General features: G+C 63.7%; 24 protein-coding genes. 12 read left to right on the top strand and 12 right to left on the bottom strand.

The window, feature by feature from the left end:
* Positions 1-9 precede the first annotated feature (9 nt).
* The 8 genes from ACP156_RS21315 to ACP156_RS21280 form a co-directional block, all read right to left on the bottom strand.
* Entirely contained in the window at positions 10-711 is a 702-nt protein-coding gene (locus tag ACP156_RS21315; protein ID WP_425053408.1) for an SDR family oxidoreductase, read from the bottom strand.
* Between the two features lie 35 nt (positions 712-746).
* On the bottom strand, positions 747-1,268 hold the full coding sequence (locus ACP156_RS21310) for a VOC family protein (protein ID WP_425053407.1): 522 nt from the start codon (positions 1,266-1,268) through the stop codon (positions 747-749).
* Between the two features lie 254 nt (positions 1,269-1,522).
* Positions 1,523-2,419, bottom strand: coding sequence for an HAD-IIA family hydrolase (locus tag ACP156_RS21305; protein WP_425053406.1), 897 nt, complete (start codon positions 2,417-2,419; stop codon positions 1,523-1,525).
* A gap of 5 nt (positions 2,420-2,424) precedes the next feature.
* A complete protein-coding gene (gene phnE / locus ACP156_RS21300; RefSeq protein WP_425053405.1) occupies positions 2,425-3,243 on the bottom strand; it encodes a phosphonate ABC transporter, permease protein PhnE in 819 nt (272 codons plus the stop codon).
* Positions 3,243-4,076 carry a phosphonate ABC transporter, permease protein PhnE gene (gene phnE, locus ACP156_RS21295; RefSeq protein WP_425053404.1) on the bottom strand — a complete coding sequence of 278 codons (834 nt, stop codon included), beginning with the start codon at positions 4,074-4,076 and terminating at the stop codon, positions 3,243-3,245. Before phnE (ACP156_RS21295) ends, phnE (ACP156_RS21300) begins: the two co-directional genes overlap by 1 nt.
* On the bottom strand, positions 4,073-4,861 hold the full coding sequence (gene phnC, locus ACP156_RS21290) for a phosphonate ABC transporter ATP-binding protein (protein WP_425053521.1): 789 nt from the start codon (positions 4,859-4,861) through the stop codon (positions 4,073-4,075). The genes phnE (ACP156_RS21295) and phnC overlap by 4 nt, the downstream gene beginning before the upstream one ends.
* A gap of 77 nt (positions 4,862-4,938) precedes the next feature.
* Positions 4,939-5,916, bottom strand: coding sequence for a phosphate/phosphite/phosphonate ABC transporter substrate-binding protein (phnD, locus tag ACP156_RS21285; RefSeq protein WP_425053403.1), 978 nt, complete (start codon positions 5,914-5,916; stop codon positions 4,939-4,941).
* A 64-nt stretch (positions 5,917-5,980) separates the two neighbouring features.
* Complete coding sequence (locus ACP156_RS21280) at positions 5,981-6,781, bottom strand: DeoR/GlpR family DNA-binding transcription regulator (protein ID WP_425053402.1); 801 nt, start codon at positions 6,779-6,781, stop codon at positions 5,981-5,983.
* A gap of 82 nt (positions 6,782-6,863) precedes the next feature.
* Between ACP156_RS21280 and ACP156_RS21275 the strand changes: the two genes are divergently transcribed.
* From ACP156_RS21275 to ACP156_RS21265, 3 genes are read left to right on the top strand one after another with little or no spacing between them, the layout of a single operon-like run.
* Positions 6,864-7,055 carry a hypothetical protein gene (locus ACP156_RS21275; protein ID WP_425053401.1) on the top strand — a complete coding sequence of 64 codons (192 nt, stop codon included), beginning with the start codon at positions 6,864-6,866 and terminating at the stop codon, positions 7,053-7,055.
* The gene (locus ACP156_RS21270; RefSeq protein WP_425053400.1) at positions 7,052-8,749 is read left to right on the top strand and encodes a Na/Pi cotransporter family protein; all 1,698 of its coding nucleotides are present in this window, start codon (positions 7,052-7,054) and stop codon (positions 8,747-8,749) included. Before ACP156_RS21275 ends, ACP156_RS21270 begins: the two co-directional genes overlap by 4 nt.
* Positions 8,746-9,204 carry an NUDIX hydrolase gene (locus tag ACP156_RS21265; protein ID WP_425053399.1) on the top strand — a complete coding sequence of 153 codons (459 nt, stop codon included), beginning with the start codon at positions 8,746-8,748 and terminating at the stop codon, positions 9,202-9,204. The genes ACP156_RS21270 and ACP156_RS21265 overlap by 4 nt, the downstream gene beginning before the upstream one ends.
* A 34-nt stretch (positions 9,205-9,238) precedes the next feature.
* Here ACP156_RS21265 and ACP156_RS21260 read toward each other — a convergent pair whose 3' ends face one another.
* A complete protein-coding gene (locus tag ACP156_RS21260) occupies positions 9,239-10,138 on the bottom strand; it encodes a LysR substrate-binding domain-containing protein (protein ID WP_425053398.1) in 900 nt (299 codons plus the stop codon).
* A gap of 115 nt (positions 10,139-10,253) precedes the next feature.
* Here ACP156_RS21260 and ACP156_RS21255 point away from each other — a divergent pair, with 115 nt between their 5' ends.
* The 6 genes from ACP156_RS21255 (at position 10,254) to ACP156_RS21230 (ending at position 15,832) form a co-directional block, all read left to right on the top strand.
* Complete coding sequence (locus tag ACP156_RS21255) at positions 10,254-10,898, top strand: peroxiredoxin (RefSeq protein ID WP_425053397.1); 645 nt, start codon at positions 10,254-10,256, stop codon at positions 10,896-10,898.
* Between the two features lie 185 nt (positions 10,899-11,083).
* Positions 11,084-12,697: a cytochrome ubiquinol oxidase subunit I gene (locus ACP156_RS21250; RefSeq protein WP_425053396.1), complete on the top strand. Its 1,614-nt coding sequence runs from the start codon at positions 11,084-11,086 to the stop codon at positions 12,695-12,697.
* Between the two features lie 5 nt (positions 12,698-12,702).
* Complete coding sequence (gene cydB, locus ACP156_RS21245; protein WP_425053395.1) at positions 12,703-13,866, top strand: cytochrome d ubiquinol oxidase subunit II; 1,164 nt, start codon at positions 12,703-12,705, stop codon at positions 13,864-13,866.
* A gap of 14 nt (positions 13,867-13,880) precedes the next feature.
* On the top strand, positions 13,881-14,003 hold the full coding sequence (gene cydX / locus ACP156_RS21240) for a cytochrome bd-I oxidase subunit CydX (protein ID WP_425053394.1): 123 nt from the start codon (positions 13,881-13,883) through the stop codon (positions 14,001-14,003).
* Positions 14,004-14,131: 128 nt separating this feature from the next.
* Positions 14,132-15,448, top strand: a complete 1,317-nt coding sequence (locus ACP156_RS21235; RefSeq protein ID WP_425053393.1) for an NAD(P)/FAD-dependent oxidoreductase — start codon at positions 14,132-14,134, stop codon at positions 15,446-15,448.
* Between the two features lie 12 nt (positions 15,449-15,460).
* On the top strand, positions 15,461-15,832 hold the full coding sequence (locus tag ACP156_RS21230; RefSeq protein ID WP_425053392.1) for a DUF5368 domain-containing protein: 372 nt from the start codon (positions 15,461-15,463) through the stop codon (positions 15,830-15,832).
* 54 nt (positions 15,833-15,886) lie between these two features.
* Here the strand turns inward: ACP156_RS21230 and ACP156_RS21225 are convergent, their stop codons facing one another.
* The 3 genes from ACP156_RS21225 to ACP156_RS21215 form a co-directional block, all read right to left on the bottom strand.
* Positions 15,887-17,194 carry a protoporphyrinogen/coproporphyrinogen oxidase gene (locus tag ACP156_RS21225; protein ID WP_425053391.1) on the bottom strand — a complete coding sequence of 436 codons (1,308 nt, stop codon included), beginning with the start codon at positions 17,192-17,194 and terminating at the stop codon, positions 15,887-15,889.
* A 253-nt stretch (positions 17,195-17,447) separates the two neighbouring features.
* Entirely contained in the window at positions 17,448-19,838 is a 2,391-nt protein-coding gene (locus ACP156_RS21220) for a calcium-binding protein (RefSeq protein ID WP_425053390.1), read from the bottom strand.
* A gap of 288 nt (positions 19,839-20,126) precedes the next feature.
* On the bottom strand, positions 20,127-21,383 hold the full coding sequence (locus ACP156_RS21215; protein ID WP_425053389.1) for an O-antigen ligase family protein: 1,257 nt from the start codon (positions 21,381-21,383) through the stop codon (positions 20,127-20,129).
* 485 nt (positions 21,384-21,868) lie between these two features.
* Here ACP156_RS21215 and ACP156_RS21210 point away from each other — a divergent pair, with 485 nt between their 5' ends.
* The 3 genes from ACP156_RS21210 to ACP156_RS21200 all read left to right on the top strand — a co-directional run bounded on the left by ACP156_RS21210 (position 21,869) and on the right by ACP156_RS21200 (position 26,370).
* Positions 21,869-22,963 (top strand): glycosyltransferase, encoded by a 1,095-nt coding sequence (locus ACP156_RS21210; RefSeq protein ID WP_425053388.1) that lies wholly within the window; start codon positions 21,869-21,871, stop codon positions 22,961-22,963.
* Between the two features lie 34 nt (positions 22,964-22,997).
* A complete protein-coding gene (locus ACP156_RS21205) occupies positions 22,998-24,734 on the top strand; it encodes a GumC family protein (protein WP_425053387.1) in 1,737 nt (578 codons plus the stop codon).
* Positions 24,735-24,864: 130 nt separating this feature from the next.
* Positions 24,865-26,370, top strand: a complete 1,506-nt coding sequence (locus ACP156_RS21200; RefSeq protein ID WP_425053386.1) for a lipopolysaccharide biosynthesis protein — start codon at positions 24,865-24,867, stop codon at positions 26,368-26,370.
* The last annotated feature ends 6 nt before the right edge of the window (positions 26,371-26,376 follow it).

Genomic DNA, 26,376 nt, shown 5'->3' with positions numbered 1-26,376 from the left:
GTCGTCGGATCAGGCAATCGCGCCGCCGCCGTCGACGAAGATGGTGGTGCCGGTCATGTAGGGGTTCGTCATAAGCGCCAGCGCCTGCACGGCCACATCCTCGGGTGTGCCGACCCGGCCCACCGGAAGGCGCGCCGCTGCGCCGTCGAACATGGCCTTGCGGCCGTCGCCCTCCAGACCGTCATACATCTCGGTCATCACCAGCCCCGGAGAGATGCAGTTGACCCGTACCGGCGCGAATTCCAGCGCCAGCCCGCGGGCCAGCCCTTCGAGCCCCGCGTTGATCGCACCCTGAATGGCTGCGCCCGCCTTGGGGCGCACGGACAGGAAGCCCGAAACCAGCGTCAACGAGCCTCCCTCGCGGATATTCGCTGCCCGCGCGACCCGGTAGGCGCCCCAGAACTTCGAGTCGACCGAGCCATAGGCATCCTCAAGCGGCAGCTCGCGTACCGCGGCGACCTTGGTGCTGGCGGCGGAACAGAATACGTGATCGAAACTGCGCGCCGCGAACAAGGCCTCCAGCCCGGCCGCATCCCCGGTGTCGAGCGTAACGCCCTCGGCCCCCAGTTTCCGGGCGGCGGACGAAACCTTCTCAGCCGTGCGCGAGGCGATGGTGACTTCGGCGCCTGCGTCCTGCGCCGCCTTGGCGGTACCGAAGCCGATGCCAGAGCTGCCACCGATTACCAGTACCGTTTTGCCTTCAAGTGTCATGGGTGTCCTCGCATGGGTTGTCGTGGCGCGTGCCATCAGGGTTTCGGGAACCAGCGACCGGACGATGCGCCGGGCAGGTAGTCGAGGGAAGAGGCGAACTGCTGCATCTCGATCAGCAGGCCCCAGGGCGTGCGCCCGAAAACGCCGCGATTTCCCGGCCCGTCTTCCGGCGGACCAAGGTCGTAAGGCTTGCTAAGAAGGGTTCCGCCCGCGTCGGTGAATGCGTCGGCGACGGCGTCGACGTCGTCGACATTGATGCTGATGTGGCTGATGCCGAGGTCCGAGATATTGGTCTCGGACGTGCCGCCGGGGCGGTCGATCTCGAAGACTTCGATATTGGCCCCGTTGCGCAGCCGCAGGATCGAGACGTGCATCATCCGCGTCCCCGCGCGCAATCCGTTCATCCGCCCCACGTCCTGTGCGGTGAACGGGCCGCCGTGCGCATCGGTCTGGGACAGGATCTCTTCCGCGCCGAAGGCCGCCTTGAGGAACGCGACGGCGTTGGCGTGATCGGGCACGGTGATGCCGACGTGTTCTATGCCGCGAACGTGGCTCATGGGAGGGTGTTCCTTTTGGGAGATGCGTCAGTCAGGCAGGTGAACCTATTCCTGCAAGCGACGAAGTCACCAAATCCGGACAGATTGATATGGGCGGTGGACGAGATTGCGCGGCGGCCAAGCCTGCTGGCGCGGCCGTCTGGCGCGTTGCCTCGGTCTGCGCGTCAAGCTTTGCGCGGGTGACCGCGTTTATGGGTCTTTTCGGGAAGAGGCTGGGTCAGACAAGCCGCGCTGGGCGGCGTGCGAAAGCCCGATCAGGGGCGTTCGACCATGTAGTCCGGCGCGATCCCGGTCGCGGCGATGGCGTCCTTCAAGGCGATCCCGGCCGAGAACCCGTAGCCGGTGACCAGCGCCGAGCGGACGCCGGCGCTTTGCGCGCCCAGAACATCGGTGTGCAGGCTGTCCCCGACCATCAGAACCCGTCCGCGCGGGATCGAGGACGGGATCCGATCCAGCGCCTGCTCGAAGATGCCGGGGAAGGGTTTGCCGAAGAACTGCAACGCGACCCCCGGTATCGCGGCAAGGCGGTGGGCGTAAAAGCCGGGCTCGACCGAGAAGCCGTCGGCGCGCGGTGCGACAAGGTCGGGATTGCCGACCCAGACAGGTCGCGGACGGCGGCGCAGCGCGGTCTCCAGCCGGTCCTGCCGCGCCTCGGTCCAGCTGCCGCTGCCCAGGAACAGGAACGCCTCGGCCTCGTCATAGCCCGCCGGCCCGTCGCCCAGATAGGTCAGGTCGAGCCCGGACAGATCCTCGCCCTGAAGGTCCGGTTGGGCCATCACGCCCCAGTGCCGGGCCGGGGCGGCGCGCACCGCGTCCAGCAACACCATACGGCTGGACACGACCTCTGCGGGGCCAAAGTCGTACCCAAGCCGGGCGTATTTCGCGACCAGCGCCTCTGCCGGGACCGAAGCGGCGTTCGTCAGGACCATGACGGGTCGCCCGCCGCCGCGCAGGGTGGCGATCCGGTCGGCGACGCCGGGAATGGCCGTCTCGCCGATGTTCAGCACGCCGAAAGCGTCCAGCAGGAACGCGTCGAAGCCCTCGGCGATCTCGCCAAGATGGGCGGCCTTGCGGGCAGGGCCGCCGGGCGCGGCGCGGGGAAGGCGAGGGCGCGCGGCCTCGTAGGCGGCCAGCGCGTCCTCGGCGGTCATCCGTCTCAAATGATCGCACCCCGGACCTTGGCCGAGACCCATTCGCTGATCACGACGGCGGCAAGGATCACCAACAGGATCAGGCTGACCTGCGGCCATGCCAGCACGTTCAGCGAGGCGTTCAGCTGAAGCCCGATACCGCCCGCGCCGACAAGGCCCAGCACGGTACTTTCGCGGATGTTGATGTCCCACCGGAACACCGCTATGCCGGCGAAGGCGGGCAGGATCTGCGGGACGATGCCATAGGCCATGACCTGCCAGCGGCTGGCGCCGGTGGCGGTGATGGCCTCGACCTGCGTCTCGTCGATCTCTTCGATGGCCTCGTACAGCAGCTTGGCGCAGAACCCGATCGACCGGATCGCGATGGCGACGACACCGGCAAAGACACCGGGGCCGATGATCGCGATCAGCAGCAGCGCCCAGATCAGCGAGTTGATCGACCGGGTCGACACGATGATCAGCAGCGCGATGGGCCGGACGATATAGCGCGAGGGCGTGGTGTTGCGCGCGGCAAGGAACGCGACCGGCACCGCGAAACACAGGGCGATCATGGTGCCCAGCGTCGCGATGTTCAGCGTGTCCCAGATCGGACGGCCAAGCTGGGTGATGTATTCCCACCTCGGCGGCGTCGCGCGGTCCCAGATGTCGCCCGCGATACGCGGCGCGTCCCAGACGAAGAACCACGTGGTCGCGCCCGAGATCTGCATCCAGCAATAGACGAAGATCGCCGTGCCGGTCAGCCACACCGCCCAGTGGGCCAGCGCCTGATTGCGGTTGCGGCGGCGCCAGATCGGCGGGCTGCCCGCGGTTTCGTAGACAGGCATTACTGAACCCTCGCGCGGATCAGGCCGGATAGGTACTCCAGCCCCATGACGATCACGATGATGATGATGAGAATGGCCGCGGCGGTGTCGTATTCATAGCGGTCGAACGCGGTGTTCAGCGTCGCCCCGATGCCCCCCGCGCCGACAAGGCCCAGGATCGCGCTTTCGCGGAAGTTGATATCCAGACGGTACATCGAAAGACCGATAAGTCTTGGCATTACCTGCGGTTGGACGCCATAGTTGATCCATTGCATCCAGCTTGCACCCGACGATCGGATCGCCTCTGCCTGCACGCGGTCCATGCTTTCGATGTCCTCGGCCAGAAGCTTCGACAGGAAGCCGATGGTCGCGAAGGACAGGGTCAAGAAACCCGCCAGCGGACCGAAGCCGAAGATCGCCACCAGCAGGATCGCGACGATGATTTCCTGTAGCGCGCGGCTGACCGCCACGATGCCGCGGCAGATCATGTAGACCGGCAGCGGCGCGATGTTGCGGGCGGCGCCCAGTCCGATGGGAATCGAGATGGCGATGCCCACCACCGAGGCCGCGATGGTCATGATGATCGATTCCAGCATGCCGTCGCGGATGTCCGCCGCGCGGGTGACGAAGTCGGGCGTCATGAAGGCCAGCACGAACTGCCAGCCCCGGTCCAGCCCCTCGTAGACGCGGCTCCAGTCCACCGGGATCGTCAGGACGGCAGCGATCAGATAGGCGACAAGACCGATCCACAGGGCCCATCGCAGCCATGTCTGCTTGACCAGCTTCGGCTTGCGCCACCGCGTGCCAAGCATGTCGTCCAGTTCGCGGTGCGTGTGCAGGGACGAGGTGCTCATTCCGCAGCAACCTCGTCTTCCTCGACCTTCTGGATCGTGGCCTCCCAGTCTTCCTCGCCGTAAATCGTGGTCAGCACGTCGGGCGTCAGGGCGTCGGGCTTGCCGTCGAATTCGATGGCGCCGAACCGCAGGCCGATGACCCGCTGCACAAAGCGCTGCGCCAGCGCGACGTCGTGGATGTTGATGATCGCCGCCAGCCCGCGTTCCTCGCACAGCTCGCAGATCAGCCGCATGATCTGGCGGCTGGTCTTGGGGTCCAGCGAAGCGGTGGGTTCGTCCACCAGCAGCAGCTCGGGGTTCTGGATCAGCGCGCGGCAGATGCCGACCCGCTGACGCTGGCCGCCCGACAGTTCGTCGGCGCGCTTGTCGGCCATATGCAAAAGGCCCACGCGGTCCAGCAGGCGGAACGCCTCGTCCACGTCAGCCTGGGGATAGCGGCGGGTGAAGGACCGCCAGAACCCGACATAGCCCAACCGGCCGGACAGGACGTTCTCCATCACCGACAGCCGTTCCACCAGCGCGTATTCCTGGAAGATCATGCCCATCTTCCGGCGCGCGCGGCGCAGGGCCGACTGCGACAGGCCGGTCAGTTCCGTATCGCCCAGCCAGACCTTGCCCGACGTGGGTTCGACCAACCGGTTGATGCACCGGATCAGGGTGGATTTACCGGCGCCCGAGGGTCCGATCAGCGCCAGAACCTGACCGCTCGGAACCTCAAGGTCGACCGCTTTCAGCGCCTGGTCGCCGGTTTTGTATGTCTTGACCAGCTTCTCAAGCCGCAACATGGGCGTTTCCCGCATCTTGATGACATTCTGCATTTCTGAAGGGTCGGGCGGTCCCTTGGGGGACCGCCCGGTGTGCGTCACTCGCACGCGTAGCTGACACCGTTGGCCGCATCGATCTTGCGGATCACGTCCCAGAAGTCCTTGTAGTTCATCTCGAGGAACTGGGCCTCGTTGGACTTCGAGAATTCGGCCTCAAGCGTGGTGCCTTCCCAGTCGAAGGTGAAGAACGCTTCCTTGATCTTCTCCTGCAACTCGGGCGTCAGGTTGTAGACGGTGCCGAAGCCGGTGGTGGGGAAGGTCTGCGACTTGTACAGCGACACCACCTGATCGGCCGAGATCACCTCGCGCTCGATCATCCGGTTCATGACCGAGTTGGCGATCGAGGCCGCCGGGTAGTCCTGGTTCGCGACACCGAGGATCGAGTTGTCGTGCTTGCCCGAGAAGACCGGCTCGAAGTCGCGGTCGGGGATCATGTCGTAATCCGCCTTCAGGATCGCCGACGGCGCCTTGAAGCCAGAGTTCGACGTCGGCGAGGTGAAGGCCAGCTGCTTGCCGGCGATGTCCTCGACCTTCTCGATGCCCGAGCCGGGGTAGGTGATGATCTCCATCTCGTAGCCGAAGTTGCCGTCCGCGGACGCCATGATGGTGAACGGGCGGAACCCGGCGCAGTTGACGGCCAGCGGGTTGGACCCGGTGTTGAAGCCCGCGATGTGCAGACGGCCCGAGCGCATCGCCTCGATCTGGGCGGCGTTCGACTGGACCGGGAAGAACATCACGTCCTTGCCGGTGACTTCCTCGAGATAGGTCAGGAAGTCGGACCAGGCGGTCTTGTAGACGGCGGGATCTTCAACCGGCGTGTAGGCAAAGATCAGGGTGTCGGGGTCGATCAGTTGCGACTCGTCGGTCGGGATATCGGCGATCAAGTCGCCATCCTCGTCGCAATAGCGCGCGTCGAGATCGCCGCGCGGGCAGTCCTGCGCCGCGGCGGGCGTCCAGGCAAGGGCCGCCGACGCCAGCAATGCGCCTGCAAGCGGCAGTTTCAGCTTGTCGATCATGGATTCTCCTCCCATTCCATGCCGGGCTTTCCGCCCATCTGTTCCGGCCTGTCCGGTGTTCGGATCAGGCCGCTACGAGTATCTCTACTCCTGCTGCCGACATGGCCTCCTCCAGGCCGGTGTCGGGCGTCCGGTCGACGACGACCGAATTGATTTCGTCCAGGCGCGCCACGCGGGTCATGCCGACGCGGCCGAACTTCTCGCTGTCCACCAGAAGATGCGACGTCCCGGCGCTGCGCAGCATGGCGCGCTTGACGGCCGCGAACCCCCGCACGGTTTCCGAAACGCCTTCCTCGGTCAGGGCCGACGCGCCGATCAGGCAGCGGTCGACGCGCATGCGGTCGATGAACTCCAGCGTGTCGGTGCCGACCACCGCCGCCTCGGACGGCAGGTAGTCGCCGGGACACAGGATCACCTCGGCGGCCTCGCTGGCGCCAAGCGTCATCGCCACCGTCAGGCTGTTGGTGATCGCAGTGCAGGGGGTGTTGTTATAGGCAAGGAACCGGGCCAGTTCGACGGTGGTGGACCCGGAATCGATCAGGATCGTCTCGCCGGGTTCCACAAGGCTGGCGGCGTGGCGTCCGATCGCCTCGCGCTCTCCCAGCCGGGCGAGACTGCGTTCGTTGAAATCCGGATAGTGGCGGCTTGCGGCAGAGGCGACGCCGTGGGCGCGGTTGATCAGCCCGTCCTTCGACAGCTTGTCGAGATCGCGGCGGACCGTTTCCGAGGAAACCCCGAAACGCTCGGCGATGTCCGAGATGCGGATGTGAGAGTGCAGACGCAGTTCCATCAGGATCTGCTCGCGCCTCTCGGACTTCCGCAATCGGGCGCGCGGCTGCTCCAAGGTGTCTTCGGTAAGTGCCATTCAGACTCCTGTCTTAATGCATTGTTAATTTGACATCGGGTATCCCATCAAGAAAGATTTCGAGGGAATTGCCACTTTTTTCATGTCGTTTTTGTTGAAATATCCACGCAACTTTGGTGTTATCCTTGCAGATCAACGATACAACGAGTCCGCTTTGACGCGGGAAGGCAACGAGGTGAGCATCACGCACGGCGATCTGCGCAGACTGGGAAACCGGGCGGGCGGATGTCCTGAAGGGCATGCGGCGGACCCGGTCGGGCGGGTGCCGGCATGATGCTGTTCCTGCTGCATCTCGCGGGCGCCGCCGCCCTGCTGATCTGGTCCGTCCGGCTGATCCGCACGGGGGTGGAACGTGCATTCCTGCCACAGCTTCGCCTTGCCCTGCGCCGGTCCGAACGCTCGCGGGTGCTGACCGCCGGAAGCGGGCTACTGGCGGCGATCCTTCTGCAAAGCTCGACCGCCGTCGCCCTTATCGTCGCGGGCTTCACCATATCGGGCGGGCTGGCCGCCGCGGGCGGGCTGGCGATCCTGCTGGGGGCGGACCTTGGTTCGGCCATCGCGGCGCAGATCCTTCTGGTCCGCGCCGACTGGATCGAGCCGTTGCTGTTTCTGGCCGGAACGCTGATGTTCCTTCGCGCCCGGCGGCGGGCGGTACGGCAGACGGGGCGGGTGCTGATCGGGCTGGCGCTGGTGTTCGTCTCTCTCGACATGATCCAGCTTGCGACCGAACCGCTGAAGGACAGCCCCGTCGTCGCGACCCTGGTCGGCTATCTCGAGGGCGACGCGGTCTCGGCCTTCGTGATCGGCGGCGTGCTGGCCTACGCGGTGCATTCAAGCCTCGCCGCCGTACTGATGTTCGTGACCTTCGTGGCGGCGGGCGTGCTTTCCGTGTCGGCGGGCGCGGCGATGGTGCTGGGCGCGAACCTTGGGGGCGCGATGATCCCGGTGATCCTGACGCTGTCGATGCCGGTCGCGGCGCGGCGGGTGGTGATGTCGAACCTGGTTCTGCGCGGCGGCGGCGCCATCCTGCTGCTGGCGGCCCTTGTGTTCCTGCAGCCCGACCTGTCGCCGCTGGGGGCCGCGGAGTACCGGCAGGTGATCAACTTCCACCTCGCGTTCAACGCGGTGCTGCTGGTGCTTGGCCTGCCGCTGACCGGCATGGTCACCCGCGCCGTCGGTGGTGCGCTGCGCGACGGAACGGGCGGCGACCTGACCGCGCCGATCCCCGCGCTGGACCAGGGCGCGCTGGACCAGCCGGAACGCGCGCTGGCCGCGGCGGGGCGCGAGACGCTGCGCATGGCGGAACGGGTCGCGGCGATGCTGGTGCCCGCGCTGGCCCTGTACCGCGCGTGGGACGATGACGTGGCCGACGCGATCCGGCTGGCCGAGGATGACGTCGACCGGATGCATTTCCAGTCGAAGCTGTTCCTTGCCCGTTTGCAGGAACGCGACCTGTCCGAGGATCAGCGCCGCCGCGCGATGGACCTTGTCTCGGTCGCCAACAACCTTGAAGACGCGGGGGACAGGATCTCGACCGACCTGATGGGCATGGCCCGCCGGATGCGGACCGAGGGGCTGTCGTTCTCGAAGGATGGCTGGCGCGACCTTGAGGATTTCCACGACCTCGTCGTCGCCAATGCACAGCTTGCGCTTGATGTGCTGATGTCGGACGACGCCGACGTGGCGCGGCAACTGCTGGAACAGAAGGACCGCGTCCGCCAGATCGAACGGGATCTGCAAGAGCGCCACCTTGAACGTCTGCGGCAGGGCGGGTCCGAAACGCTTGAGACCAGCAACCTGCATCAGGAGACGATCCGCGCGCTGAAGCTTGTGAACACGGCGCTGTGCTTCATCGCCTATCCGATCGCGGAAGAGGCGGGCGACCTGCTGTCCAGCCGCATCGCGCGCCCGCAGGCGGACGCGCCGCCCAAGGACCGCCCGCGCCGCAAGAGGAAGGCCGAGGCATGACCGAGCCCGCTGAACAGATCGCGGCGCTGCCGCTGCGCTACAGCAGCAAGGGCGAGCTTCAGGTGCTGATGGTCACCTCGCGCGAGACCGGGCGCTGGGTGATGCCGAAGGGCTGGACGATGGACGGCAAGAAGCCATGGGCCGCCGCCGAGATCGAGGCGCTGGAAGAGGCGGGCGCGAAGGGCCGCATCTCGCGCCAGTCCATCGGCAGCTATCACTACGACAAGGTGATGGACGACGGCTCGGTCGTGCATTGCCGGGTTCGCGTCTATCCAATGATCGTCCAGAAGCTGAAACGCGATTGGAAAGAGCGGAAAGAGCGCAAGCGCCGCTGGTTCTCGGCCAAGTCCGCCGCGAAGTCCGTACACGAGCCCGAATTGGCCGAATTGCTGCGCAGGATCGACCGGAAGCCCAAGAAGGAACCGGCCCTGCGCGATCTTCTGAAAGCGGCATAGCCCGGCAACCGGCAGCGCGGGGCCCTTGGCCGCGTCACGCGCTGTGCGCCTGATTTTGAATCGCAAGATACGACGCGCGCAGCACCTCGCCGATTTCCGCAAAGACCTCTGCGCGCGGCGATGTCTTTCGCCAGACCAGCACGACATGGCGCGGGCAGGCGTCGGGCAGCGGGGTCAGTGCGATGTTGTACTGCGCCACGAACCCCGAGGACACGGCGAGGTTGGGCAGCAGGGTGATCCCCAGCCCCTCGCTGACCATCGACACCAGCGTCGTCAGGCTTGTTGCCGCGAAGGTCTCGTCGCGGACAAGGTGCCGCTCGGGATAGGCGGACAGGGCGTGCCGCTGAAGACAGTGCCCCTTCTCCAGCAGCAAAAGCTGCCCGCCCTCCAGTGTCGGCGGCTTTGTTCGCTGCACCGACGCGGCCAGCGTATAGCCGTCGTCGAACAGCGCCATGCTTTGCAGCCCGCCGATGTCGTAGGGCAGGGCGATCACCGCCAGGTCAAGGCGGCCCGTCTCGACGGCGTCCAGCAGGCTGTCGGTCAGTTCCTCGCGCAGGAACAGCCGCAGTTTGGGAAGGCGTTCGCGGATCAGCGGAAGCGCCCTCGGGATCAGGAACGGGCCAACCGTGGGGATCGCGCCCAGCCGCAGGTCGCCCTCGTAGGGCCGCAGATGCGCGGCGGCGAGTTCCTCGATCTCCATCGCGCCGATCAGCAGCGCCCGCACACGCTCGGCGATCTGGGCCCCGGTGTCCGTCATGATCACGTACCGGCGCGAGCGTTCGACAAGGGTCACGCCCAGCCGCTCTTCCAGTTCCCGCAGCCCGGCGCTGAGCGTCGGCTGGGTGACGCCGCAGACTTCGGCGGCGCGCGAGAAGTTCAACTCTTCCGAAACGGCCAGCAGGAACCGCAGCTGGCGGAGGGTGATGGCGGGCATGGGTATCATAGAGGTAATCTATCAAGATCGAAATTTATATCAATTTCTATAATAACAGGGGAGGGGCTATCTCTGCTGCATCGAGACGACGCAAGCACATAGAAGGAGACAAGCGATGACCGACCAAACCCCCATCCCGATGCCCCGCCTGAACGAAGCTGCCCCCGATTTCGACGCTCCGACCACCCAAGGCCGCCGGACGCTGGCCGACTATCGCGGCAAGTGGCTGATCCTGTTCTCGCACCCGGCCGACTTCACGCCGGTCTGCACGACCGAGTTCATGGCCTTCGCCAAACGGCAGGAAGAATTCGCCGCGCTGGATACCGAACTGCTGGGCCTGTCGATCGACAGCCACTATTCGCACATCGCATGGGTGCGGAACATCAAGGAGAAGTTCGGTGTCGAGGTGCGCTTCCCGATCATCGCGGACCTCAGCATGACCGTGGCCGCCGCCTATGGCATGATCCAGCCCGGCGCGTCTGACACCGCGGCGGTGCGCGCGACCTTCATCATCGACCCCGAGGGCGTGCTGCGGGCGATGGTCTATTACCCGATGAACGCCGGCCGCTCGGTGGCAGAGATCCACCGCCTGCTGGTCGCGCTGCAAACCGCCGACGCGAACGCATGCGCCATGCCCGAGAACTGGGTGCCCGGCGACCCGGTGATCGTGCCGACGCCCGCCACCCCGGACGCCGCCGAGGCGCGACTCGGCGAGGGGTATGACACCGTCGATTGGTATTTCTCGACACGTCATCTGTAACCACACGGGGCCGGGCGCACATGCGCCCGGCCCTTGTTTCATTGGCTTTCGCGCCCCTTTCAGACGCGCCGGACATAAAAATTCCGGCGTTGATCTGGATCAAGAACACATTCTTTAAAGTGCATATAAGACGATAATCTGCATCCGCGAGGCAACTTTCGCCCCTGCGGGAAGGAGGAACCGAAATGGAACTCGGACTCGTCGAACTGTCGCGACTGCAATTCGCGATGACGGCCATGTATCACTTCCTGTTCGTACCGCTGACGCTGGGCCTGTCCGTCGTCGTGGCGATCATGGAGACGGTCTATGTCATGACCGGCCGCCCGATCTGGCGGCAGATGACAAAATTCTGGGGCACGCTCTTTGGCATCAACTTCGTGCTGGGCGTGGCCACCGGGATCACGATGGAATTCCAGTTCGGGATGAACTGGTCCTACTACAGCCACTACGTCGGAGACATCTTCGGCGCACCGCTGGCGATCGAGGGCCTGATGGCCTTCTTCCTCGAAGCTACCTTCGTCGGGCTGTTCTTCTTCGGCTGGGACAAGCTGTCGAGAACCGCGCACCTTGTGGTGACGTGGCTTGTGGCGCTTGGCTCGAACTTCTCGGCGCTGTGGATCCTGATCGCGAACGGTTGGATGCAGAACCCCGTGGGGGCCGTGTTCAACCCGGACACCATGCGGATGGAGATGACCAGCTTCTTCGAGGTGGTCTTCAACGAGGTGGCGCAGGCGAAGTTCGTGCACACCGTCTCGGCGGGCTATGTGACCGCGTCGGTCTTCGTGCTGGGCGTGTCGGCTTGGTATCTGCTGAAGGGGCGGCACGTGGATCTTGCCCGCCGCTCGATCTCGGTCGCGGCGGCCTTCGGTCTGGCCTCGGCCCTGTCGGTCGTGGTGTTGGGCGACGAGTCCGGCTATTCGGCCAGCCACACCCAGAAGATGAAGCTCGCCGCAATCGAGGCGATGTGGGAGACGCATCCCGCGCCGGCGCCGTTCACCGCCATAGGCTTTCCCGACAGCGAGGCGCGCGAGACGCATTACGCCATCGAGATCCCGTGGGTGATGGGGCTGATCGGCACCCGGTCGCTGAACACCGAGATCCCGGGGATCAACGATCTTGTCGATCAGGCGGAAGACAAGATCCGCAACGGCCTGCTTGCCTATGACGCGCTGATGACCATCCGCGAACAGCGGGCGGACGCCCCGGCCGAGGTCCGCGCGGCCTTCGAGGCGCATTCCGACGACCTTGGTTTCGCATTCCTGCTGAAACGCTACGTCGACGATCCGCGTGACGCGACAGATGCGCAGATCGCGCTGGCGGCCGCTGACACCATTCCCGGCGTTGGTCCTCTGTTCTGGGCGTTCCGGATCATGGTGGCCTTGGGCTTCTCGTTCATCGCGGTGATGGCTTACTTCTTCTACCGCGCCTCGTTTCACGGCATGCGCTTCCCCCGCTGGGCGCTGCGCACCGCCGTCTTCATCATCCCGGCGCCATGGATCGCCGCCGAGCTGGGCTGGTTCGTGGCCGAGTTCGGCCGCCAGCCGTGGACGGTGGACGGCGTGCTGCCGACCGCGTTGTCGGCCAGCCATCTCAGCGTCGGGGATCTTCTGTTCACGCTTGCCGGCTTCGTCACGTTCTACTCGGTGCTGTTCGTCGTCGAGATGGGCCTGATGCTGAAGTACATCCGCAAGGGCCCTTACATGGACGTCGACGCCACGGATGCGTGGATGGACCGCCACGAGCATCGCCTGCGCACCCATGACGGCAAGGGTCCCTTTGCCCAAACCCCCGCGGAGTAAGAGACATGATCCTGTATGAACTCATCTCTTTCGAGATCCTGCGTGTGATCTGGTGGCTGCTGCTGGGTGTGCTGCTGATCGGCTTCGCGCTGACGGACGGCTTCGACATGGGCGTGGGCGCGCTGCTGCCCTTCGTGGCCCATACCGATACCGAGCGGCGGGTGGTCATCAACACCGTTGGCCCCGTGTGGGAAGGCAACCAGGTATGGTTCATCCTTGGCGGCGGGGCGATCTTCGCCGCGTGGCCGCCGCTGTACGCCGTCAGCTTCTCGGGCTTCTACCTGGCGATGTTCCTGATCCTCGCCGCGCTGATCCTGCGGCCGGTGGGGTTCAAGTATCGCTCCAAACGCGACAGCGCGACGTGGCGCAGCACGTGGGACTGGGCGCTGTTCATCGGCGGCGCGGTTCCGGCGCTGGTGTTCGGCGTGGCGGTGGGCAACGTCTTGCAGGGCGTGCCGTTTCACCTGACCGCCGACCTGATGCCGATGTACGACGGAAGTGCGCTTGGCAAGCTGTTCGGCCTGCTGAACCCCTTCGCGCTTCTCGCCGGCGTCGTGTCGCTGTCGATGCTCTTGATGCACGGCGCGGCATGGCTCGGGCTGAAGGCCGAGGGGCCGGTCGCAGAGCGCGCCCGCGCCATCGGGACCGTTGCGGGGCTGGTGGCGGCGGTCAGCTATGCGCTGGCCGGGCTGTGGCTGATGCTGGGCATCGACGGCTATTCCTTCGTGTCCGAGATCGTGCCGGACGGCCCGTCCAACCCGCTGTATTCCGAGATCGCCCGTGGCGGATCGTGGGGCGCGGCCTATGCCGCGCGTCCGTGGATCGCCATCGCGCCGCTGATGGGGTTCGCGGGTATCGCGCTTGCCGTCCGGGGGCTGCGCGCGGGCGCCGAGGTCAGCACGCTGCTGTATTCCAAGCTGGCGATCACCGGGATCATCGCCTCGGTCGGTCTGACGATGTTCCCGTTCATCCTGCCGTCGACGGTCGATCCCGACAGTTCGCTGACCGTGTGGGACGCCTCGTCCTCGCACCAGACGCTGTTCGTAATGCTCGTCTGCGCCGTGATCTTCATGCCGATCATCCTGGCCTACACGGCATGGGTCTACAAAGTCCTGTGGGGCAAGGTGACCGAGGCCGACGTGACCGAAAACGCCGATAGCGTCTACTGAAAAGGACACTCACCATGTGGTATTTTGCCTGGCTTCTTGGCCTTCCGCTGGCCGCGATGTTCGCGGTGCTGAACTCGATGTGGCTGGAAATGCGCGAGGATGCGCGGATGGCGGGCGAGGACGAACCGCTCGACTGACCGCCCCCGCGCCGCCGGAGCGGGACTTCGGCGGCGCCGGACGGGACGCGACCCCCGATTTTTGCGCCTTGGGGCTGGAATGTGCCCAAACACATTCCCAATTTGCAATATGAGAGAGGAGAACGCCGATGCCACATAGCTTTGATCATCGCGTCGACCGTCGTGGTTTCCTTGGGCTGGCCGCCGGCGCGGCGGCGCTGGCCGCTGCATCCGGAGAGGCCACAGCCGCGCCGGTCGAGACCAATGCGAACATCGTCATCATCGGCGCCGGGGCAGGGGGGACGGCCCTTGCCAACCGGCTTGTCCGCCGCCTCGACGGGGCGCGGATCACGCTGATCGACCCCCGCAAGGCGCACCTGTACCAGCCCGGCCTGACGCTGGTGGCCGCGGGTCTGAAGCCTGAAGGCTACGTCGTGTCCGAAACGACGGACTGGCTGCCGAAGGGCGTCACCCTGATCGCCGAGAAAGCGGCGGCCATCGACCCCGAGGCAAAGACGGTCTCGACCGAGGGCGGGCAGACGCTGTCCTATGACTACCTCGTCGTCGCGCCGGGCCTCGTGCTGGATCACGACGCCATCGAGGGCTTCTCGCTGGACATGGTCGGCGAGAACGGCATCGGCGCGCTTTACGCCGGCCCGCAATACGCCGCCGCCACGTGGAAGGCCGCCTCGACCTTCATCGAGACCGGGGGGACGGGCGTCTTCAACCGCCCCGCGACCGAGATGAAATGCGCGGGCGCGCCGTTGAAGCACACCTTCCTGATCGACGATCTCGCTCGCCGGGCCGGGACGCGCGGCAAGATGGACATCACCTATGCCGCGCAGAACGACACGCTGTTCGGGGTGCCCATCGTGTCCGAGAAGGTGCGGATGCTGTTTGGCGACCGTGGCATCCAGCCCGGCTACTCGCATGTCCTCAAGGCCATCGACCCCGGCGCGCGGCGCGCCACGTTCGCCACGCCCACAGGCGATGCCGAGATCGACTATGACTACATCCACGTGATCCCGCCGCAGCGCGCGCCCGAGGTGATCCGCCAGTCGGGCCTGTCATGGGCCGACAAGTGGACCGATCAGGGCTGGGTCGAGGCCGACAAGGCCACGCTGCGCCACCTGCGCTATCCCGAGATCTGGGCGCTTGGCGACGTGGCCGGCGTGCCGAAGGGCAAGACCGCCGCCTCGGTCAAATGGCAGGTGCCGGTGGTGGAGGACCAGATCGTCTCGGCGATCGCCGGGACTGACCCGACCGAGACCTACAACGGTTACACGTCGTGCCCGATGATCACCCGGATCGGCCGCGCGATGCTGGTCGAGTTTGACTACGACAACAACCTGACGCCGTCCTTCCCGGGCATCATCGCGCCGCTCGAGGAGCTGTGGATCAGCTGGCTGATGAAGGAAGTCGCGCTGAAGGCGACGTATAACGCGATGCTGCGCGGCAAGGCCTGAGGAGGGCGGGATATGAAAGACCTTACATTCGAAACCCTGATCGCCGTCTTCGAGGAAATCTTCGGACGCGCCCTGTTCTGGGGCATGGTCGCCGCCGCCGTTCTGGTGACGCTGGCCTATCTTTATGTCCTGATCCGGGACCGCAGCATCAGCTGGCGCAAGTTCCTGCTAGCGCAGCTGTCGATGCCCGTGGGCGCGGTGGCGGCGGTCTGGTTCGTGCTGCACATGACGCATTCCGAACTGGCCAACATGGGCGGCCCGATCGACTGGATCGTGCTGCTTGGCATCGCCGCCGCCGGCGCAGTCGGCTTCGCCGTTCTGGTCTACACGCTGCAATCCCTGATCCGCAGACCCCGCACCACAGCCCCCGCCGAGCGCGGCTGACGGTAAGGGCGCACTCGGAAGGCGGCACCCGGTGCGGTGAGCGGGGGTGATGGTTCAAGGGGTCCCCTCCGGACGCGTCATCGATGCGTTCAGGATTCGGGTCACGGCGTTGACGGCCTTGTTGGCGGACGGGATGTAATCGTAACGTCCCTGCCGCCCTACGCTGCAAATACCAAAGGCAGTGATTGCCTCCAGCATCTCGGCCGAGGTGCGTTCGTTCGCGATCGTCGGGACCGGATAGGCGTAGGGCGTCACATGAGACCCTGCCATCTGCAGGTCGCCGTCGAAGAGACCAACGCTCCGGGTCGAGGATCGCAGGTCTTCAAGCAGCGCGATGTCCGAGGCGATTTCAGATCTGTAAGGGAACTCGACGCTCATATAGGCGCGTCCGTCGGGCGTCTTTCCGTAGAAGTCCGAATGAACCGTCATCCGTTTCCACATCCCGGTCGATAGGAAGTTGTAAAGCACGTTGCCATCGAAATTGCGATCGCCACGAAAACTGCAGCATACCGTTTTGAGCGAGACCTGCGGCAGCGCCCTCGCGACGGGAATATCTGCAAGGTTGCACAGAATATTCAGCGGCATCGTGTTCACCACGGCGCGCGCCTGCTGAATACCGTCAGCCGTCTGGATCGTGAACCCGTCTCCGCTATGGCGAATGCTCTCTATCACGCAGTCCAGGTCTATCCGGACTCCTTGGCTTTCGAGGTGCTGGTAAATCTGCCGGTACATGGCGGCGAACCCGGCCTGTGGGCGCACCATGTGTTGCGGCGGCTTCGCTCGTCGGGCGGGGTCCTGCCGGATCAGCTTGCGGATCTTGCGCAGCGTCGAAGCGCGCGAGACCTGACCCATACGCTTGTCCGCCAGGCTGATGCTCAGGCTGTCAGCGGGTTCGCCGAACATACGCTCCATATAGGTCAGCAGCCCTGTCGTCCTGCCCAACCGACTGCCCATCCGATGATGCACAAACTCTTGGGCGGTTCCGGGCCGCCGCTGCCACAGCCTGTTCAACGTGATGTCGCCAAGGATCATCAGCTTCTCAAGCGCGCCCCGGTCGGCAAAATCGCCCCGAAAGTCAAAGGGATAAGTGAAAAGCCCGCCATCGTCCACGATCCGCTGCAAGGCAGGCTTCACGGGGACGCAGATGTCGGCAAGGAAAGGGAACATCCGAAGGAACGGCGTGCCGGTCCGAAAGAAGATCGAACCGACATCGAAGGTCATTTCGTCGTGGTCCCAGCTTTGGTGGTTGCCGCCGGGCCGTGCCAGTGGTTCGACGATAGCGGACTCTAGACCTTCCGACGCCAAAAGCTGTGCCGCGATGCAGCCCGACACGCCTCCGCCGAGAATGACTACGTCCTGCATGATCAGAGACACTCTCGAGTTGCCTGCATCCGGGCCACGATATCAACCGCGGGCTAGGGTCTAACCGTGTTGCGCGATGCCAGTGTGTCAAGGCACAGGGGCGAAAGTGGTCGTTTGCACGATTGGCCGAGACAGAAGCGCTTGGCGTAAGGACATCGGCGGCCATTACGCAGGCGCCCGGCGAAAAATGTCCAGCCGGGCGCTTGTGAAGGGTTGGAGCAGTTGCCGCGCAGTGCGCCGTGGATCCTGGGGCTCAGAAATCGACCTGTTCGCTTGTGACCAACAGGTCGAGCGAAAGTCCCCCGAGCGTGTCGTAGAACGCCGCAAGCTTGACGGGATCTTCCGGGCCGGCGGCTCCATCGCGATCGGCGAACAGAACGAACACGCCGTCTCCCTTGTCTACGATGGTCACGTGATCCCCCAAGTCGAACGGGACGCCGGGCGACGTTTCGAACAGGCCGGTCAGATCAAGACCGTCACCCTCGGCAGCGTTGAAGCCGAAAATCCGGTCGGTCTGACCGACATCTGCGGCTTTGAAGACCAGTGTATCGGCCCCCGCACCAAGATAGACGGTGTCTGCGCCCGATCCGGTGTGGATACGGTCGTTCCCGTCGCCGTCGTGGATCTCGTCGTTGTGCGCGCCGCCCTCCAGCGTGTCGTCGCCGTCACCCCCGATCAGCGTGTCGCGGCCGTTCTCGCCCGCAAGCGAGTCATTGCCCCGTCCGCCGTCCAGCAGGTCGTTCTGCGCACCGCCTCGGATGTGGTCGTTGCCGTCGTCGCCGTAGATGTGATCGTCACCATTGCGGCCCCGGATCGTGTCGTCGCCCGCCGATCCGTCGATCCGGTTTTCATCCTCGCTTGCGGCAATCGCATCTGCCGTGCCGCTGGTGAAACCCGAGTCTTCCGCGGCCACCTCGGCGGCCTCGACGATTTGGATTTCATCGGTTTCCCGGAACGCGGCATTCTCGGCGTCGCTGATGAACTGGGTGCTGTCGTCGATGATGATCGTTTCTGCGGTGTGGTACGTCCTTAGCCCGGTGACCGCGTGGCTTTTCAGTTCTTCAACTGCTTCGGTGCCGTAGTTGATGAAGGTGGAGCCATAGATCTCGATGGTGCCGACGTCGGTATGCTGGATCGCGTTCGTCTGAATGTTTTCGAAGACGCTGTCCGTCACCTTGACGCTGCCCGAGACCAGCAGGAACCCCCGCTCAAGGTTGCTGAAGGTCGAGTTGACGATTTCTCCGCCGGTGTAGTTCGCCATGCCGATGCCGCCGCCACCGCCAAGCGCGTTGTCGATGGTCACACCTTCGACCACATAGGCCTTGCGTATGCCTGTCGTGGTAAACCGGGCGATTGTCGTGTCGATCACGTTGTCCGCAAGGATCGCGGCCTCGCCCGCCGTTTCGACGTAGGACCCGATGACATGGGTCGCGTTCTGGATCGCATTCGCGATGTTGGGGTCGTCGTTGATCACCGTAGTGTTGATGACCTTGCCTTCCACGAGATTGCTCGCCTCGCGGAACGTGATGTAGGTGCCAAGTGCCTGAACGTCTTCGAGAATGGCGTATTCGGTACCGTTGCCGATGTGGATGTTCGTCCTGAACTCAAGATCGGTGCGGATGAGGTCGGTGCCGTAGATCTCGACGAAGGTCGAGTGCTCTATGTGGATCCCTTCCATCAGGGCGTTCGTCACCGAGGAGTCTTCGACGACGATCTTGGAATTGGGCAGCACGTCCTGCTGCCCCGGCGTGGACATCGCGATGCCGATGCTGCCGCCCTTGGTGTGGGAGTCGATGACGGTGAACGTACCACCGTCGAATGTGTCGGTTTCGACCTGCCGGCCTTTGAAATACGTGCTTTGGGTGCCGCGCCCGTACAGTTCCAGAGTCTCCATGAACTCAAGCGGTGCCCCGCCGTAGGCAAGGCTGTTGGCAATCGTCCCATCCACCACGTTGGATAGGACAATCCCGTCGGACACTGGGTCGATCAGGGTGACACCGTCGACAAGGGCGGTTTCCGCGTTGTGGATGCCCAGCAAGCCGTTGTTGCCGAAGACCTGATACGAGTTCCACAGCGCGGTGTTGTGGTCGACCACCTCGCCTTCATAGCGCCAGATATCAGGCGTATCCCTCAGGTCGCGGTCGGTCTCGTCGCCGATCACGATGAATTCCGTGTCCGGGCGGTCCGAGCCGGGCCAGTCGATCTCGTCATTGTTGCCGTCGATGGTGCCGCCGGTCCATTTCACGAACTCAAGCTTCTCTGCGTCTGTGCCAGCGATCCGGAAGGCATTGTAAGAACTGTCGGCCGCCATCGTCACGGTGGCGCCGGTCATGTCCGCGCTCAGGGATTTTCCTTCGACAAGGACCGGAGCGTCGAAGATGTAATTGGCGCCCGCCTCGAACTGGATATGGCCACCATCGGGAAGTGCATCAAACGCGGTCTGGATCGCGACGCGGTCGATGCTGTCGTCCAGCGAGGTCACGCATGGATAGTCCTGCTGGATGGCGCGCAGGTTCTCGTAGCCCATATCAAGCGCGCCGCCGACGAGCCATTCCCTTACGGAATGGTAGCTTCCGTCGCCGACGGTTCCGAAATCGCTGACGTTGATGATCTGGTCCGGTTGCGGTGCGGGTGATGTCACCATGCTGTCACCTCCCGGATCGGGCGGGACACGGTCGGGCAGGGCAGGTGAGGTCGACAGCCAGTGACTTGGAACCACCCATCGGCTTTTCCGTTATCCACCCGGCGGTGCAGGCTGGAGGCACATCTCGGCTCTGCATTTCGTATCATCATCCGTCCGACATCCCTTGCTTCGCCGGGGCCAGTCGCACCGAAGCTGCGACCGAACCGCGGGTTTGCTGGTTTGGCAACCAGTTCAAGGGGCCGGTGATTTTAGGCGCCTGAGTGACGTGGATGTGTCGAAGTCTTGTGTTTAGGCCCTGGCGGTCAATCCGGGGGCTTGCTGCGCAGATTTTCGCGCAGAAACCTTGCGCGTGCGGGCCGGCGCCCGTCGTGGCATGCGCATAGAATAGGCAAGACCCGCGGGCAGGACATAGAAAAAGACATTCAGGCCGCCACCTGCGAGGAAGATATTCACGATGAACCCGAAGGCGAAAATGCCGCCCGCAATCCGCAGGCGCAGCCGTTCGTCCGGGGTCAGCCGTTGAATGGCGTAGGACAGCATGCCCAGCCTCACCGCAATGGTCACTTGCATCAGCCCGTAGGTCAGCAAGCCGACGATGCCCATCTCCGAGCCAATGCGCAAAAGCTCGTTGTGGGGCGCTTTCTGCAGGTGCTCTTCGATTGGCAGGCGTTGAACGACGCGTAGATAGTTGTCGAGACCGATTCCGAACACCGGATGTTCCATGAACTGCGAGATCGCGAAATTGAGCGAAAATAGCCGGCCCTGATTGGACAGGGTCGATGTCGCCGACGTCTGGGTTCCCGCGAGTGCTCCGATCAGGTCGCCGATGCTTGTCAGCTGCTTGTCGATATAGGGAACGAACGGGGCCAGCGAGAAGATCGCGAGCACCGCGAGGGCCGACCCCACAGCAACGATCAGGATCCTGTTTACCGCTTGCCAGCGAAGCCCGCCGGCATCTGACAGCAGAACGATCAGCAGCAAAGATGGCGTCGCGGCGAGCCACGCCTTTCGCTCGCCAGCGAGAAACAGGAACAGCACGGCCACCAGAAACAGCCCCCACCATAGCAGCCGTTGCGTTCTCTTCAGCCGCGCGGGCAACGCCAGTGCGATTGCTGCCATGACAATCAGAACTACGCCGTGCGTAACCTTCATGTCGCCCAAGTTCTTCCAGCCAGAGATGCTGCCCAGCGACAGGTGGTAGGCGGCGTTCCAGAACGCCAACAGCCAAAGCGAGCCCAAAAACCATGAAGCGAAGCGCCACGTTGCCTTGGGGGATGCGACGAATTTCGCAACGGCGAGGAAAAAGACAGCGAACAGGCTGAACTGGATGGCCTCTTTGATCGCAGTTTTCGCTCCGGTCATTACAGCGGCATTGCAGACGGTATAGATCGTGTACAAGCCATACACGGTCAGGAAAGCGCCCCAGTCACGCCTCACGCCCTTGCGGATGAGAATGTGCAGGGTGAACCCGGCGACGAGCAGAACGCCAACGTCGAAGACGCGAATACGGACGCCACCGGCGCTTACGTCCTCGTAAAAGAACATGAGCCCGGAACTGATGCCCAAGGCTATGGGGATCCATGCGTAGGCCCCGGAAAGGGATCGGTCTTTCGTATCCAAGGCGATGTGGCACCGATTGCTTGTGCGGACGGAACGCTGACGCACCATCGAACTGTATACGTCTTGTGCCTTTGCTGAAAGCTGGCGAAAGCGCCCGGCGCAGGTTTGTGCCAAAGCGAGCGCGCCTTGATCGAAATGGCAGCACTTTCGACCGAACTATCACGATTTGAACGGCAATTTTGCCGGTCCCTTGCGATGATGGGCAAAATCAAAGAGAGTTAAATGGTTCCGTGAGAGGGGCAAAACCAGCTTCGCGCGAAAATGCACATTTCCGACTTTTCTCCGTTCGGCACTTTGAAGCCAAGCGCCACTTGCCTCGATGGGGCGACTGTTCATCGGGCGCTTCCGGTGCCCCGGAATGCCGCTGATGGCTGTGTCACGCTTCGCTGCACCATACGAGGGGTCCTGCGGTGAAGGTCCTCCACGTGGTTAATGCCGCCGACGAGCAGTCGATCCCGCTGGAACTGGCTCTGGCGATCTCGGACCGACGTCAGGGCATGGTGATCGCCAGCTTCTACGAGCGCAGCGATCATCCTGCTGTTGGACGTGCGGCTGACGTACGGCAGATAAAGGCGGATGGTGCCTTCGATAAACCGGCCATTCGCCGGTTGAGAGACCTGATGCGCGACGTCCAGCCCGACATTGTTCACATGCACCACACCGTCTCGGCCCTTTGGTGCACGAGGATCGCAGCTGGGATGAAACCCCGGCCGGTGCTGGTCAAGACCGAGCACAACGACCATCGCTTTCTGCCGTGGCACCAACGCGTCATAAACCCGATCATCTACCCGTTCGTATCCCGTGTCGTCTGCAATTCCGACACAACACTTCAGTCGTTCTCTCGCCTTGAAGGGTGGCTGACCAAAAACAAGCGTCAGCGGATATATAACGGTGTCGATCTGCGGCGAGTGCGGGCGCATGCGCCGTCCGGCGCGCGGACGGCCCCCGCCGGGAACGCGCCGGTCGTCATCGGCAACGTTGGGCGGCTTGTGCCTCAGAAAAACCAGCGGCGCCTGATCGAGGCGCTGACGCTTGCACGCAGCCAGTCGGGACGGGACATACGGTTGGAGATCGTTGGCGACGGAAAGCTCCGCGCTGAACTGGAAGGTGCAGCATCCGCAGCGGGCGTGGCGGGCTCCGTCACCTTCTGCGGCGGCATTCCCCGCGAAGCGGTGTACCAAAGGCTCTACGAGTGGGACGGTTTCGTGATGCCGTCGGTGTTTGAAGGGTTCTGCAATGCGCTGGTCGAGGCGCTGGCAGCCGGACTTCCGGTCGCCGTGTCCGCAATCGACACGCTGCGCGAGGTTGCCGGTACCGATCAACCGACCTTCGACCCGCACGACACACGGCAGATGGCCGAGGCACTCATCCGCATCGCCGACGGACGTCGAGACAATGGCGCATTCGCGGACCGCTATGACATCGGCTATGCTGTCGATAAGCATCTGGAACTCTACGACACGCTCTGCGGCGTTCGTGCGCCCGGCAATCGGGCCGCCGCATGAGGTGGGAATGCATCATGAACCTTGAGGCAAGACAGTGCAGCAAAAACCCGGAATAGACCTTGCGCAGGGATCACGGGTCGACATCAGGCCGCTGTCCGCCCGGATCAACCCGGATCCCGACCTTATCAGCCTGTCCGACGTTTTCCGGGCACTTGCGCGCAACGCACTGATCCTTCTTCTGGCCGTCGCTGTGTCGGTGGGACTGGTCTGGTACTATGTCAATTACGTCGCGACCCCGCTTTATCGCTCGTATACGACCATCCTGATCGAGACGCGGAAGAACCAGTTCGTCGATCTTGATAGCCCGACCGAAGATTTCGCGGTCAACCAGTCGTCGCTAAACTCAGAGGTTGGCATCCTGCAAAGCAGGGAGCTTCTCGGCAAGGTCGTGGACCGGCTGAACCTGATCGAAGACACCGAGTTCAACTACCTTGCCTGGACCGATCCTGAGGACGTTCCGGCGGACGAGGCCGATCTCTTCAGGGCCAGAGGTCGCGATGTTGCGGTATCTTCGTTGATGAACAGCATCGAGGTTCGGAACGAACCGCTGACCTACATCATCGAGGTCAGCGTCGTCACCTCGGGTGCCGAGAAATCGGCCGAGATCGCCAACGCGATCGCAGCCTCCTACCTCGACCAGCAGATCGAGTTGAAGTCACTTTCGACGCAGGAGGGCGTCGAGTGGCTGTCGACCCGGGTGACCGAATTGCAGCAAGAGCTTCGGGATGCGGAACGTCAGCTTGAAGACAGCCGGTTCAACGCAACCGGCGACCGGCTGGAGAACCGGATTGTGGTTGATCAACTGACCAACGATGTCGAAGCGACCCGTGAACTTTACCAGTATTTCCTGTCGCGGCTGAAAGAGATCTCTGTGCAGGACGGTCTGCATCGCGCGGACGCCCGCGTCCTGTCGCAGGCGATCACGCCGTTCGGCCCGTCCTCGCCCAAGAAGAAGCGGCTGATCGCGGTCGGCGCGGTGGGCGGCCTTTTCCTTGGGATGTTCTTCGTGTTCTGGCGCGAGAGCTTCAACCGTGGAATCCGCTCGACCAAAGAGATGGAGGCGGTGTCGGGTTACCCGGTCGTCGGCGAACTGCCGAAAGTCGGCATGTTGAACCGAAACCATAAGATCGCACGGCTGGTAAACCCTCGGGATCGGATGCACTTCGAGGCTGTCAACGACTTGCGCCTGTCGCTGTCGCTGCCGCCACCCGGAAAACCCGGACGGGTCGTCGCCGTATGCTCTGCCGTACCGGGGGAGGGAAAGACCTCGGTCGCGCTCGCTTTGACCCGCAGCTTCGCCAAGAGCAAAGACGAGGTGCTGTTGATCGACGGGGACTTCCGCACCTCGGCCCTTACCAAGACGCTTCAGAACGATAAAAAAGCCGACGCAACAAACGAAATCGACTGGACGATCAAGCAGTCCGAGCCCATCGGCGGCGGGTTTCTTGGGGTCGGTCATGGCGTCGACAGCCCAATCGACTTTTTCGCGACTGAAGAATTTGGCGCATTGATGCAGTCGGCGCGCGAACACTACGGTTTGGTCGTCATCGATACGCCTCCGCTTCTGGCCGTGTCGGACGCAATCGCCGTGGCTCAGGCGGCGGACACCTGCCTGTACGTCGTCAACTGGAACCGCACGCCACGCAGCAAGATCCTGCAAGGCCTTGAGATGCTGGAACGGGCAGGGGTGACGCCGCACGGGATCGTGCTGAACCGGATGAACCGCAAACTCCTATCGCGCCGGTCTTACCGGTCACACTTGCGGTCGTAGTCCTGATCGTGCCGACTGTCCGAGCGGTCCGGCGGGATGGACGGAGTATACAGGATGCCGTTGCGAGTGCCGCCGCTCAGGAGAACCACGCCGAGCCGCTCAGGCAGGAAATCGCAACGGTGGCATCGAATTGACTGACAAAGGCAAGGGCGGCGGAAGCCTGTCCGACAAGCTTCTCGGCGGATTGGGTTGGATCGCGCTGGGCACCGGGATGCAGGCTCTGGTGCGTCTTGGGACCTTGGTCGTATTGGCCCGTCTCATTACGCCCTCAGAGTTCGGCCTCTTCGCTGCCGTCATGACCGTCGTCAACATATCGGAAATACTCGGAAACGTGGGCCTCGCACCAGCGTTGATCCAACGGAAGGATATCGATCGCGTAGACATGATGACGGCGCAAACGCTGTCAGTCTGCCTCGCCACCATCTTCACAGTGCTGGTCTGGCTCTTCGCGGACGCTATCGCCGCACTGTTCGCGATGCCCGAGATCGTGCCCTACCTCCGCGCCGTTGCGATTATCTTTTTCATGCAAGGCCTCACAGCGCTCGCAAAGGCACGCATGTCGCGGGATTTGCATTTCTCAAAGGCGGCCAAGGTTGCGTCGGCTTCGGTGGTTCTGGGGTATTCGGCGGTGGTTCTGCCGCTCGCATGGCTGGGCTGGGGCGTCTGGGCGCTGGTGATTGCGCAGATCGGACAGTCACTGGTGACGCTGCTTCTGTACAGCCTCTATTACCCGCCGTTGCCCGGCATTCGGTTTAGCTTATCCTCGGCCCGACGGCTTCTAAGTTTCGGGATCGGCTACTCCAGCTCGACTGCGGTTGCCCGTATCGCGGGTGAGGCGGACTATGTAATAGTCGGTCGTCTGCTTGGCGCCGAGGCGCTAGGCATATACTCTCGGGCGTTCCTATTGATCGTGCAGCAGACGAAAAGGCTTGGCCAGACGTTCAGCTTCGTCCTGTTTCCGGTCCTTTCGTCGATTCAGGATCAGCCGGAACGACTGGAATCCGGTTATGGGCGGTCGATGACGGGTGCGGTGTTTGGTGCCGCTCTGATCACGGTGCCAGTCTGCTTTCTTAGCGAGTGGATCGTACTGCTTATGCTGGGTCCGCAGTGGACCGCAGCGGTGGTGCCGTTTGCGCTGCTTGGTCTGGGGATCGTTCCGCGCACGGCGAACCGTATCAACGCGGCTCTATTTCAGGCTAGCGCGCGTCTGTGGACCAGTACTGCGCTTCAGCTGAGCAACCTGACCTTCCTGATCGCCGCCTGTCTCATCGCTGCGCCCTATGGGCTGAACGCTGTGGCTGGCGCAGTGACCGGGGTAGCGTGGTTGAACTTTGTCGTGTTCACCGCGGTGATCATGCGGGCTCAGCGCATGCGGCAGTCGCACCTTCTTGGTTACTTTCTTCCCGGCCTGCTTGGCGCCGCGATCATCACCCTTGTGGCGCTGGCTGGCCGCTGGTTGGCGGTGGGCACCGGTGCGGGCTTCTGGGCGGAAGGCGGTCTGCTGCTGCTGTCGATGCTGCTCGCGCTTCCCATCGTCTTGATGCTGCCGGGGCGTTTTCTGGGCCCGCACGGCGACTGGCTGCGCAGCTTCATCATCGCGAAGCTGCGCCGGAAGAAGGCACCGAAGCATAAGTAGCCCGAC

The sequence above is a fragment of the Psychromarinibacter sp. S121 genome (assembly GCF_049801035.1).
Classification (GTDB): Bacteria; Pseudomonadota; Alphaproteobacteria; order Rhodobacterales; family Rhodobacteraceae; genus Psychromarinibacter.
This window is presented reverse-complemented; position numbering and strand designations above follow the sequence as displayed.

What these genes read in the sequence shown, in the direction of transcription:
- ACP156_RS21305 (WP_425053406.1), bottom strand. Translation starts at nt 2,419, where the DNA reads ATGACCGCCGAGGACGCGCTGGCCGCCTACGAGGCCGCGCGCCCTCGC.
- ACP156_RS21220 (WP_425053390.1), bottom strand. Translation starts at nt 19,838, where the DNA reads ATGGTGACATCACCCGCACCGCAACCGGACCAGATCATCAACGTCAGC.
- ACP156_RS21265 (WP_425053399.1), top strand. Translation starts at nt 8,746, where the DNA reads ATGACCGAGCCCGCTGAACAGATCGCGGCGCTGCCGCTGCGCTACAGC.
- ACP156_RS21215 (WP_425053389.1), bottom strand. Translation starts at nt 21,383, where the DNA reads ATGTTCTTTTACGAGGACGTAAGCGCCGGTGGCGTCCGTATTCGCGTC.
- ACP156_RS21310 (WP_425053407.1), bottom strand. Translation starts at nt 1,268, where the DNA reads ATGAGCCACGTTCGCGGCATAGAACACGTCGGCATCACCGTGCCCGAT.
- ACP156_RS21255 (WP_425053397.1), top strand. Translation starts at nt 10,254, where the DNA reads ATGACCGACCAAACCCCCATCCCGATGCCCCGCCTGAACGAAGCTGCC.
- cydB (WP_425053395.1), top strand. Translation starts at nt 12,703, where the DNA reads ATGATCCTGTATGAACTCATCTCTTTCGAGATCCTGCGTGTGATCTGG.
- phnE (WP_425053404.1), bottom strand. Translation starts at nt 4,076, where the DNA reads ATGAGCACCTCGTCCCTGCACACGCACCGCGAACTGGACGACATGCTT.
- ACP156_RS21235 (WP_425053393.1), top strand. Translation starts at nt 14,132, where the DNA reads ATGCCACATAGCTTTGATCATCGCGTCGACCGTCGTGGTTTCCTTGGG.
- phnD (WP_425053403.1), bottom strand. Translation starts at nt 5,916, where the DNA reads ATGATCGACAAGCTGAAACTGCCGCTTGCAGGCGCATTGCTGGCGTCG.
- ACP156_RS21315 (WP_425053408.1), bottom strand. Translation starts at nt 711, where the DNA reads ATGACACTTGAAGGCAAAACGGTACTGGTAATCGGTGGCAGCTCTGGC.
- ACP156_RS21230 (WP_425053392.1), top strand. Translation starts at nt 15,461, where the DNA reads ATGAAAGACCTTACATTCGAAACCCTGATCGCCGTCTTCGAGGAAATC.
- cydX (WP_425053394.1), top strand. Translation starts at nt 13,881, where the DNA reads ATGTGGTATTTTGCCTGGCTTCTTGGCCTTCCGCTGGCCGCGATGTTC.
- phnE (WP_425053405.1), bottom strand. Translation starts at nt 3,243, where the DNA reads ATGCCTGTCTACGAAACCGCGGGCAGCCCGCCGATCTGGCGCCGCCGC.
- phnC (WP_425053521.1), bottom strand. Translation starts at nt 4,861, where the DNA reads ATGTTGCGGCTTGAGAAGCTGGTCAAGACATACAAAACCGGCGACCAG.
- ACP156_RS21270 (WP_425053400.1), top strand. Translation starts at nt 7,052, where the DNA reads ATGATGCTGTTCCTGCTGCATCTCGCGGGCGCCGCCGCCCTGCTGATC.
- ACP156_RS21280 (WP_425053402.1), bottom strand. Translation starts at nt 6,781, where the DNA reads ATGGCACTTACCGAAGACACCTTGGAGCAGCCGCGCGCCCGATTGCGG.
- ACP156_RS21250 (WP_425053396.1), top strand. Translation starts at nt 11,084, where the DNA reads ATGGAACTCGGACTCGTCGAACTGTCGCGACTGCAATTCGCGATGACG.
- ACP156_RS21275 (WP_425053401.1), top strand. Translation starts at nt 6,864, where the DNA reads ATGTCGTTTTTGTTGAAATATCCACGCAACTTTGGTGTTATCCTTGCA.
- ACP156_RS21260 (WP_425053398.1), bottom strand. Translation starts at nt 10,138, where the DNA reads ATGCCCGCCATCACCCTCCGCCAGCTGCGGTTCCTGCTGGCCGTTTCG.
- ACP156_RS21225 (WP_425053391.1), bottom strand. Translation starts at nt 17,194, where the DNA reads ATGCAGGACGTAGTCATTCTCGGCGGAGGCGTGTCGGGCTGCATCGCG.